Raw genomic sequence first — 11,367 nt, 5'->3', positions numbered from 1 at the left:
AATTTAATTGTTGGAATGGTGAATTGGATGCTCTTGAATTAACTTTCGCAAGAGATCTATTATGTTGATAATTTTTAATCAATTTTATACATTGCTGAAGATAGAAACTGTATTTAAGTTGAATTAATCTGTTTTGATGAGTTAATGCTCATAAATGAAAATTCCTTATTCTAGCCTGTAGTTAAAACTGCTAATCATAAATATTCTAAAAATAGCCTAAGCTTAATAAGTGGTTCAAAAGTGGCCCAGGCCTTTGCTTGGCAAATCAGATTTTGACAAAGCAAAGGCCTGGGAATCCGCGAATTTGATTTTTTGTTTTAATAATCCTCAATATTTTAATTTATTGAGGTCCTTTCATAGAATTAATGAGTAAAAAAAGTCTAATTTGGTTTGACCAAAGTAAAAGATACAAATATGATAATTACATTACAGCAAAATCTGTAATCAGGCGTGGAAACCTGAAAATTACTACAGAAGCATTAAAACCGCTTTAAGCGGTTTTTTTTGTGCTTATTATGCTTAGCTTGCCATTATGGTAGGCCAGGCAGGGCAGTCTATGACTGGCCGTCTTCTGTAGTGCGGTATTTCCACCCCTGTTTGGTCTACCTCCATCTCGTGGAAAAGATGGTTGTAGATAGTCAACTCTAAACTACAGGTACTAAACATGAAGATTTTATTATCTAATCCCCCCATTTCTCTTAGGTCTCTTTTGTTAGCGCTGACTGGATATTGACGGTCATTTAATTCACAGCTTTAACCAAATCGAACTATATACATTTTCAAATTTCGTACTTGTGCGAAAGTAGGAAAGTGTTGCCTGGAGAAAATAAGAAATGGGTTCTACACGACTATTGACCAATATTATTCAGCGTAAAGTCATGTTGCCAGAAGAAATGTCACCTTCAATGCAGCGTGACAATTTTGAAGTGGCACTGACTGATTTTGAAAAGCATCCAATCATCAAATGTTTATTTAAGGCGGATAACCAGCGTTCTACGGAATGTTGGAGCGTGCAAGAAATTGCAAACTTTATTGAAGATTGCACAGAAGATCAAAACATCAATTTATGCATTTTGTATTGGAAAGATATACACGGCAATATTTACATTATTGATGGGGCACATCGTCTTTCCTGTATCTATGCGTGGATCAATAGATATTTTGCGGATGAGCAAGTCACTCAAGCACCTAATTTCAATGATCCACAAAAACAAGATATTCGTTACCTCCGCAATTATTTAGGAGATCTCGCTGATTTTCAAAGAATTTGCACTGATGCTGAATTTGCAGAAAAAAAGTCGAAGTTAGAAGATATTAAAATCAGTTTCAGGCAGGTACTGGGGACTCCGGAAGATGCGCGACGGGTATTTCAATCGATTAACTCAGATACTAAACGTTTAGATAAATATGAGGAATATCACCTAAGAAATCGCGGTAGTGACGCGTATTATGCGATCTATGCCTGTTGTTATATCAATGACAATAAATCTAACCTAGAAGAGCTCCAATATACACGTTTAAATGAGTTGATTGAGTTAGGGGAGAGGATCCACCAGCTACTTTTTTCGACCATTTTATTAGACAATGAAATGAGTCATGGCAAAAAAATTGGCTTGGTCAATGAGCTGATGAATATCATTGCGGGTGATCAGATTCATAATATTATGAGTCTGAATCAGGGGGAGCGCGTTGAAAACCTAATGTCGCATCTGTTGACCATTCTTTGCAGAATAGCGACGCCTGTAAAAAATGCTGGGGTTCCGAGTTTGGGCTTACATCCATACTTATATTTTTATAAGGATCAGCGTTTTCAGATTACTTCTTTTCTTGCATGGTTTTCAATTGTGTATGAAATTCATGAAAGCCGCATGCAGATTCATCATCGAAAGATTAGTTTCAAGGACTTCACCCGGGTACGCCGTAGTATTGAGTTCTTGATCGCCAATTTCCCCGTGGTGACCACCGAAACGGTCGGCAAGTTCGGCAGTGGTATTAAGGGCTATGATCGGCTACAAATTGTCTATAAAGCCTTTATTTGCTTAAGCTTGGAAATGGATGTTGATTTTGATGATGAGAAATGCCTGAATACCTTTATTCTGTCCATGTCTAAGGCCTTCAAGTACATAAACTTTAACGAGTTCTATGTCGAAAGGTTTTTGGGTGGTTATGATGATGCAGTAGTCAAGAATGTGGTGGGATATGTGGAGTCGATTAGTCCAATTTCTCGGTCAAAGCCAAAGGCCTTTTCGGCATTAACCAAGAGTCTGCTTAAGCACAATTTTCTGGTGGGTAATCATAACTTTTGCCTCATTTGTGATGGATTGATCTATCTTGATTCTACTGAATCGGATCATCGGATTGCCAAAGCCGTAGGTGGGCAAGGCGTTCTAGAGAATGGCCTGCTTGTTCATCCCATCTGTAATAGGATGAAATCAGATTTGAGCCTGGAAGAGATTAGAGCGGATTTGTTTGGTGAATTACTGTATTGAGCAGCAGAGGGGGTAAATTAATTTTATAAAATTTATCAATGATTTAACTTTTGATATATTCAGCCAATGTGGTTGTTTTTAATTCACTTTAGAATCACAACCAGAAACTAGCTGTAGTTTCTGAATGACCGTCAAGGTCCTTAGTTTTGCCTATAGATTCCCCCTATGGGCATTTTTTTTTGATCAAAAACATGTATAAGTGACTTTAAAATAAACCTTTTAGCAATTCATACGCAATAAGGCTGATACCATTAGCACAATAAAAATGAGTTCCACTCTAGTTAACATCTTAGTTCCATTTACTTTTCACTTAATTTATATAGCAGTTAAGTCGCAGCATCAATGACATAACATGAGATGGAAAATAATCAAAAAGACAGAATTTGGATTTTGATCAGATCTGCTGTTTACATGCTTCTACAGCAGCTTTGAATGTTTCACTTAACCTTTAAACTTTTTCTAAAATTAAATATATTTACATATACGTTCTAAAATTTGATAGAATTTATTAAAACTTTAGATTCTAAGTGTAAATAATGAGAAGCGCTAATATTCGACGTGATGGCTACTTAAAATTTCTGAATACATGGCAAGACCGTGATGTCATTAAAGTACTTTCAGGTGTGCGTCGCTCTGGAAAATCCACCTTATTGGCGATGTTTCAACAAGACCTAAAAGCACAGGGTGTACAAGCCGAAAACATCATTGCCATCAACTTCGAATTTATGGAATTTGAAGAACTCACCGATTACCGTAAACTACATGATTATGTATTGTCCAAAGTTGATAAAAGTAAAAAAAACTACGTTTTTTTAGATGAAATACAACATGTTACAAATTTTGAGAAAGTAGTCGACTCCTTATATGTTCGGGATTATATCGATTTATACATTACAGGCTCAAATGCATTCTTTCTAAGTGGAGAACTTGCGACTTTACTTACAGGACGCTATATCGAGCAACACGTTCTACCTCTGTCATTCCAAGAATTTAAACAGTGGCATATTGAAAATAATCCGATCATCCAACAATTATCCAATCGTGATTTGTATGCCATGTATACGCGCAGTAGTTTCCCTTATACGCTTGCCATGACTAGCCAGCAGGAAACTTATGATTACTTGCAAGCGGTCTATGCCAGTGTAATGTTTAAAGACGTTATTCCCCGTTTGAATACTGCCGATATTAACTCTCTCGAGCGTGTCGCAAGATATTTGGCAAGCGTGACAGGCTCACCTATTTCCATCAATAAAATTAAAAATACCTTTGTTTCAAGTGGGGTTAAGATTTCATTTGAAACAGTAAAACGCTATATTCAGGGCTTACAGGACAGTTTGTTATTTTATAGTGCCGCACAATTTAAAGTACGCGGGCGTGAGTTATTACAATCCTCTGAAAAATACTATTTAGTTGATGTCGGATTGCGCCGGATTATGTTGCCTGATGCTAATGCTGATCAAGGTCATATCTTAGAAAATGTGATTTATCTTGAGCTTGTCAGACGAGGTTATACGGTCTATGTAGGGCGGGTTGATGAATATGAAATTGATTTTGTTGCTGTCGATACTTTACAGAATTTAACTTATTATCAGGTGGCATTAGAAACGCTCAATGAGGAGACACTCAGCCGAGAGTTACGTCCATTACAGAAAATTTCTGATTCGTATCCCAAATATTTACTTACCTTAGACACGATAGGGACTGAAGCAAATTATAATGGTATTGTAAAAATGAGTGCTCTCGATTGGTTGCTATCTGAAAATAAGTAAAGTTGAGGGTAGTCATCGGCACTTCTATTTATTGATCAAAACCCAAAGACTTTTCAGCATTAACCAAGAATGTGATCAAGCATAATTTCTACTCCATTTGTGATGGATTGATTTACCTCGACTCGATTGAGTCAGATCATCATGATTGAGCTACAGTCGCTTACTGAAAGTAGCGAGAATTGCGCTGGAGTTTCTGAAGGATATTAATTCCTTAGTTTGCCCATTCATCCGTGTGGGCATTTTTTTTGATTAAAATACAATGCTATTCTTGCTAAAAAATGACGGCACCCACCATAAAACACAATATTCCAAAAATAATCCAAGGCCAGATCTTTGTCTTCGGTTGTTCTAAATTCTGAGGATTATATTCCGTGTGTTCTAGCGATGTCGGTTGTGGAACACGGGTCTTTTTAGAGTAAGGCTGGTGTTTAGAGTAAGATAGTCCCGTACCTGGAATACCGACACTGGTTCGCGTACCTTTTTTTCCAATATTTAGAGAAGCACCAGGTTTGCCAATGCTGGCACTGCTGATGCCTTTATGGGTCAGATTAATTTTAAAACCCGGGAATAATTTAATACTTTTACGAAATCTAAAACCCATATTGCTCTCATTCTAAAACTTAGCTCAATTCACGCGCTATACCAGGATCCATGATCTGCTAGAGATCGTACTTTGACGGCTATCATCACGATATTAGTATATTTTTTATCTGGTGATTGCAATACCACCTTTAAATACCGTAAAAAATGTTTACTGTACATTTGCCATGGGGTAATCTTAGAAATCTTATTTATTGACTGATTGGTATATGACGACAGATAAGCATGAAGTGCTTCTTCGAATGCGGGCGATCGAGCTGCTTGCTTACTGGGAAGGTCGTTTGGTTACCAATCGTTTGATGAGCTGGTTTGGGCTTAGTCGACAGCAGGCTTCTGCGGATATCAAGCGTTACAATACGCTGTATAACCCAGATGCCTTGGTCCATGATCCCTCCGTAAAAGGCTATGTGCCTAAAGCCACGTTTCAACCGGTGCTGACTACCGTACATATCAATGAATATCTCAATATGCTGTCAGGTTTGGTTAGTGAATCGCATACCCTGATTGCGACACCAGAACCGAATCTTGCAGCAGTTCAATTACCTGATCGCAGTGTACGTCCTGAAGTGATTCGGGAAGTTTTGCGTGCCTGCCGAAACCAAAGTACTTTAAAAATGATTTATGCCTCGATGCAGAATCCGCAGTGGCATGAACGCATCATTTCCCCACACACCCTGGTGTATACCGGTTTTCGCTGGCATGTCCGTGCCTATTGCCATCAGAGCAAGCAGTTTAAGGACTTTTTACTCTCCAGAATTGATCGCACACCTGTTGTGGTGGCGATTGAGTCAGTAGACCCTGCTCAGGATCAGCAATGGCATGAAGAAATTGTACTGACGCTGATCCCTAATCCAAAATTGAACTCATCACAACAAGCGCTGGTCGAAAAAGACTTCGGCATGCCTGATGGCAGATTACAGATTCCGGTGAAAAAAGCCCTGGCTCACTATACTTTGCAGCGATATCAGGCCGCGATCACGCTGGCTGAGGCGGATGATGCCTTGAAATATCCCTTGGTACTACAACGCTCAGATATCGAAAAGCTGTCGTCTTACCTGTTTGATCAGGCCTCATAGGAGATTGGCCATGTTAGAACAATTTCATTATGACAGTGACCTGATTGGTGGCTCCCTGATGGTGCGTGAAAGCCGGCTGATCGCGGATCTGTTATTACGAGAAGCGACTCCAGAACAATAGCATCAGGCAATTCAGATTGACAATATTCTGCAAAAAAGAACGCCTGCTTCAGCCCAACGTAACGCCACTGCCATTCGTAAGCGTCTTGAGCGCTTAGAGCCTGATTTCTGGAAAGCTTTGCGTGATGGGGATGATGAGCTGGCGACCCAGGTGGCTTTTTGTGGCGCACTGGAACGCAACCTGTTGCTGCTTGAGTTTATGGAAACGGTGATGAGGGATGGCTATATCTCCCAGGCGCAACACTTGGACAGTTATATCTGGTCAGATTTTTTGGATGAACGCTCACAACGCGATCCGGATATCTGTGATTGGAAAGAGTCCAGCAAGAAAAAAATGGGGCAGGTGGTGTTTCGCATGCTGGCAGAAGCCGGTTACTTAAAAAGTACCCGTAAGCTAGAGTTGCAGCGCGTGATCGTCAGAGCAGAGCTGCGTAGAGCCTTCTTGTCGCGCTGGAGAGACAGTTCCAAATACTACCCAACCTTCGTACACTCTCCCAGACCGTGGCCAATGCACTGCGGATCCAAGAAAAGGTCGGGGCTTTTGATCTGGAGCAGCTGCTCGATGTCATGACCTTTGAAGTGATTGAACAAAAGATCATTGTCGATCTGGCCAGCCAGATCCCTGCAGCAACCAAAGCTGAACTGGAACATTTCAGAACGATTATTTCTACCCGTTTGGATGGCTATTGGGCTTCCAAACATAAGGACGATGCAACTCGCCGTAAATACCGTACCGTCTATACAGCGTTGCAGGCAGCGATTGAGCTGTTCAGCCTGCGACAGCAGTTTGATTCCGGGTTCTATTTCGACTCCAGCGAAGCATTGTATAAAGCCTACGAGCAGGAGTTGTATCGCTTTGATATGGCCTATCGCCACTACAGTGCTGCTTCTCAACGCGCTCATGTCGATATCCTGAAGAAACTCGATGAAGAAGTCGAAAATTGCTATTCCTACTGGTTTATTGACCACTTGGCACGAAACTGGGGTGAGCGTGTAGAAGCTGAGCAAAGCTTGAATGTCTGGAAAGTGGCAGATATCCCAAATCAGCAAAACTTCTACCATACCCATGTCAGACCCTTACTGAGTTCTGCAACGAAACGCCGTATTGTGGTAATTATCAGTGATGCTTTTCGCTATGAAGCTGCGGTAGAGCTGCGTGATCGTATCAATGAAAAGCGTTATTCCGAAGCGACCTTGTCTTCACAGCTGGGCGTTGTCCCAAGTTACACCACACTTGGCATGGCCTCGTTGTTGCCGCATCAGACTTTGGAGTACAAAGAGGCCGCAGGGGATGATGTTTTAGTAGATGGACAGTCCAGCAAAGGGACTGCAGCACGATCCAAAATTCTGGCTGCCTATAATGGATTGGCGGTTACCGCTGAAACGGTAAAAGGTTGGTCGCGTGATGAAGGCCGTGAAGCACTGAAAGACCATGAGCTGGTTTACGTTTATCACAACGTGATTGATGCTCGGGGAGACAGTGCCTCGACAGAATCAGAAACCTTTATGGCGGTAGAACATGCCATTGAAGAGCTGACCGAACTTAGCCGCAAAATTTTAATGCATTTCAATATTTCTACCCTATTGATTACAGCCGACCATGGCTTCCTGTTCCAGCAAAGTAAACTGGAATCTGCGGATCGTTCAAGCTTGACTGAAAAACCTACCAATACATTGAAAAGCAAAAAACGCTATGTGATTGGGCATGGTTTACCAGAGAGCAAGGAAGCATGGAAAGGCTCAACCCAAGCTACGGCAGGCACACTATCTGCGACTGATTTCTGGATTCCAAAAGGGGCGAACCGTTTCCATTTTGTAGGAGGCTCACGTTTCGTGCATGGTGGCATCATGCCTCAGGAAATCGTGGTGCCTGTACTAACGGTAAAACAGCTGCGTGGTGAAAAGGCCGGACAGCGGACCAAGCGTAAAGTTGAGGTTATTTCTACCAAATCCACGCTGAAAATGGTCAATAACATCCAGAAGTTTGATCTGATGCAAACTGAAGCTGTCAGTGAGCTAGTCATGCCAGTGACCCTGTCGATTGCCATTTATGATGGGGATCTCAAAGTTTCCAGTGAAGAAACCTTGACCTTTGATAGCAGTACCGACTCTGTTGCCGATCGGGTTAAACAGGTCAGACTGTCATTATCTGGCACTGATTTTGACCGTAAAAAAGATTACTTCCTGGTACTGAAGGACAAAGACCTGAATATCGAAATGCAGCGCTATAAGGTCACCATTGATCTGGCATTTACCGATGACTTCTTCTGATAACGAATTAACGATAGAGCGTAGCCTACATGGAATCTGCTAACGATAAAGAACTGGATCAGCTGCTGAATGAACACTTTGCTGGGCGGGTGGTACGTAAGGATCTAACTAAACTGATCAAAGAAGGGGCCAATGTCCCAGTCTATGTACTCGAATACCTGCTGGGGATGTACTGTGCCTCGGATGATCCAGAGATCATTGAACAGGGACTACGTAACGTAAAGACGGTTCTGGCAGAGAACTATGTACGACCTGATGAAGCTGAGAAGGTGAAATCCCTGGTTCGTGAACGGGGCAGTTATAAGGTCATTGATCGGGTGACCGTAAAGCTGAATGAGCGTAAGGACAAATACGAAGCATCATTTAGTAATCTGGGGATCAAAGATGCCGAAATCTCGGCAGGCATCGTCAAAGAGTATGAAAAATTACTGGTGGGTGGTATCTGGGTCATTGCTACGCTCAGTTATTATTTTGAAGAAGGACAAACCAATTCTCCATTTGGGGTGAGTTTACTCAAGCCGATTCAAATGCCGAATATGAATATGGATGAACTTTTCAGTGGCAGAGCAGCATTAAGCACTGATCAGTGGCGCGAGAGTTTAATCCGTTCGATCGGCATGGAACCGGCTTCGCTAAAAGAGGACGTGCAGTGGCACCTATTAGCGCGTATGGTTCCGTTCGTTGAAAATAACTATAACGTTTGTGAACTGGGACCACGCGGTACCGGGAAAAGCCATATTTACAAAGAGTGTTCACCGAATAGTATTTTAGTCTCCGGTGGGCAAACGACTGTCGCCAACCTGTTCTATAACATGAGTAGCCGCCGTATTGGTCTGGTGGGGTTGTGGGATGTGGTAGCTTTTGATGAAGTTGCCGGTATTTCCTTTAAGGATAAAGATGGCGTTCAGATCATGAAAGACTACATGGCCTCAGGATCTTTTGCCCGTGGTCGTGAACAGATGGAAGCCTCAGCTTCGATGGTTTTTGTGGGTAATATCAACCAGAGTGTGGAATCCCTGGTTAAAACCAGCCATCTCTTGGCGCCGTTCCCTGAAGCCATGATTGATTCGGCATTCTTTGATCGCTTTCATGCCTATATCCCAGGCTGGGAAATTCCCAAGATGCGTCCGGAGTTCTTCACCAACCGTTATGGCCTGATTGTTGATTATCTGGCTGAATTCTTCAGGGAAATGCGTAAGCGTAGTTTTGCGGATGCCATTGAGAAGTACTTCAAACTCGGAAATAACCTGAATCAGCGTGATGTGATCGCCGTTCGCAAGACTGTTTCTGGATTGATGAAGCTACTCTACCCACACGGTCAGTTTGAGAAAGAAGATGTACAGCAATGTCTGGAATATGCGTTGCAGGTACGCCGGCGTGTCAAAGAGCAGCTGAAGAAAATTGGGGGCATGGAATTCTATGATGTGCATTTCAGCTATATCGATAATGATACCTTAGAAGAACATTTTGTATCGGTAAAAGAGCAAGGTGGAGGTGGACTGATTCCCGAAGGTCCAGCCAAGCCAGGTTTCTTATATACCATCGGGCTCAGTAATAAAGGCATGCCAGGCTTATACCGCTTAGAACTTCAAGTGACCAAAGGTTCAGGAAAATTGGCGACATCAGGCTTATGGAATTCAAGCAGTGCCAAAGAACAGGTCAAAATTGCTTTTGATTACTTCAAGGCCAATGCATCCAGAATATCGGGTGGCAGTAAGGTGCTGGAACATGACTTCCACTTACATGTGGTTGAATTACAGAATACCGGGCCGCTCAGCCATCTTGCCTTGCCAAGTTTAGTGGCTTTCGCTTCTGGCCTGTTAGGACGATCGGTACAAAGTCAGATGGTGGTACTGGGTGATATGAGCTTGGGTGGCTCTGTGACTCCGGTGGAAAGTATTGCCGAATGTCTGCAAGTTGCTTTTGATGCTGGTGCCAAGAAGGTTGCTTTGCCAATGAGTAGTGCGGCAGATATCCCTACGATTCCTGTGGAACTGTTTACCAAGTTCCAGACCAGTTTCTATGCAGATCCGGTGGATGCTGTGTTTAAGGGGCTGGGAGTGGATTAAGTTGATTCTGTATAAATCAATTAAAGAGAAAAGCTTTTAAAATGATTAGGAAATATGAATCACATGAAGGATTTAATAACAGCTATTTTGGTTAAACAGCCCAAACTTACTGCTAGAGAAATTGCCAAAACTCTTGGTATTGAAAAGAAAGAAGTGAATGCTTTTTTATATCAAAATCAAGATATATTTTCACAAGATGAAGCCTTTTGCTGGTCTTTAGCTATAAACCCGTCAGTTAAAAAATTAGAAAGACCAATGATGAACTCTGAACTTGAATTAAATGATATTGTTAAAAATAAACTGATTCAATTGTTGGATTATGTATCTCATCAAGCTGAGGATACTCAAAAAATTCAATATGAAATTAATGGTAATAGATTTTATTCCTATGATCTTAAAAAACTTCGTGGTTTAAAGATTCTGAATGATAGTGATTGGTGGTTTCAAATTGAACGCTTACAACTTCAATCGATGCCTATACCATCTAAACAACTGTCTTTGCACATCCATGTTGAAACTGAAAAAGTACCGACTTTTAATTATGCTAGTTTAAATAAGCTAGTATCTTTTAAGCGAGTTGATCACTTGCGATTAGCTTACTTTTTAGTGGCAAATGATTTGATCACTAAAATTGGCATAATTCAGAAGTTGTTTAAAGAATTTGAAAATTATCGAAATAATTGGGAACTTTGGAAACAAGACAATGATGAGATTAAAAAATCCATTATTGTTTATGACAAATTATTCTCTTGGAATACTGCAATTAACCTAGGTGGAACAGGCGATGGTGAGGAAATTGTTGCAGGTTTTGGTTTAGTTGATTGGGTACTTCCTACTACTCAAAAATCTTATTCATATCCTTTAATTACTATTCCTTTAGAAATGGAAATAGAAAAAAATGGATTAATACGTGTAGGTGCTAAAGATACACGTGCCAATATCGAAATGGATGCCATTTTATTAGAGGATGATA

Annotated in this window: 6 protein-coding genes and 3 pseudogenes; 8 read left to right on the top strand and 1 reads right to left on the bottom strand. The window is 41.1% G+C overall.

Translation table 11 applies throughout. From position 1 onward, the window contains the following. The first annotated feature begins 833 nt into the window (after positions 1-833). The 3 genes and pseudogenes from Q9R21_RS14530 to Q9R21_RS14865 all read left to right on the top strand — a co-directional run. Complete coding sequence (locus Q9R21_RS14530; RefSeq protein WP_311204750.1) at positions 834-2,489, top strand: HNH endonuclease signature motif containing protein; 1,656 nt, start codon at positions 834-836, stop codon at positions 2,487-2,489. Positions 2,490-3,025: 536 nt separating this feature from the next. Then, positions 3,026-4,258, top strand: coding sequence for an ATP-binding protein (locus Q9R21_RS14525; RefSeq protein WP_001255534.1), 1,233 nt, complete (start codon positions 3,026-3,028; stop codon positions 4,256-4,258). A gap of 35 nt (positions 4,259-4,293) precedes the next feature. Then, positions 4,294-4,398: pseudogene (locus Q9R21_RS14865) on the top strand (HNH endonuclease); the annotation flags it as partial. A gap of 131 nt (positions 4,399-4,529) precedes the next feature. Here Q9R21_RS14865 and Q9R21_RS14520 read toward each other — a convergent pair. Then, positions 4,530-4,859: a DUF4236 domain-containing protein gene (locus tag Q9R21_RS14520; RefSeq protein WP_000506885.1), complete on the bottom strand. Its 330-nt coding sequence runs from the start codon at positions 4,857-4,859 to the stop codon at positions 4,530-4,532. A gap of 208 nt (positions 4,860-5,067) precedes the next feature. Between Q9R21_RS14520 and Q9R21_RS14515 the strand changes: the two genes are divergently transcribed. The 5 genes and pseudogenes from Q9R21_RS14515 to Q9R21_RS14495 all read left to right on the top strand — a co-directional run. Beyond that, the gene (locus tag Q9R21_RS14515; protein WP_071320612.1) at positions 5,068-5,934 is read left to right on the top strand and encodes a WYL domain-containing protein; all 867 of its coding nucleotides are present in this window, start codon (positions 5,068-5,070) and stop codon (positions 5,932-5,934) included. Between the two features lie 10 nt (positions 5,935-5,944). Next, positions 5,945-6,523 (top strand): annotated as a pseudogene (locus tag Q9R21_RS14510) (DUF1819 family protein); the annotation flags it as partial. A 32-nt stretch (positions 6,524-6,555) separates the two neighbouring features. After that, complete coding sequence (gene pglZ, locus Q9R21_RS14505; protein ID WP_404976616.1) at positions 6,556-8,325, top strand: BREX-1 system phosphatase PglZ type A; 1,770 nt, start codon at positions 6,556-6,558, stop codon at positions 8,323-8,325. Between the two features lie 29 nt (positions 8,326-8,354). Continuing rightward, positions 8,355-10,394 carry a protease Lon-related BREX system protein BrxL gene (gene brxL, locus Q9R21_RS14500; protein WP_311204749.1) on the top strand — a complete coding sequence of 680 codons (2,040 nt, stop codon included), beginning with the start codon at positions 8,355-8,357 and terminating at the stop codon, positions 10,392-10,394. Positions 10,395-10,457: 63 nt separating this feature from the next. Next, positions 10,458-11,367: pseudogene (locus Q9R21_RS14495) on the top strand (DNA helicase); the annotation flags it as partial.

The organism is Acinetobacter sp. RG5, assembly GCF_031844265.1.
Lineage (GTDB): Bacteria > Pseudomonadota > Gammaproteobacteria > Pseudomonadales > Moraxellaceae > Acinetobacter.
Note: the sequence above shows the minus strand (reverse complement) of the source record. Positions and strands in the feature narration are given on the sequence as shown.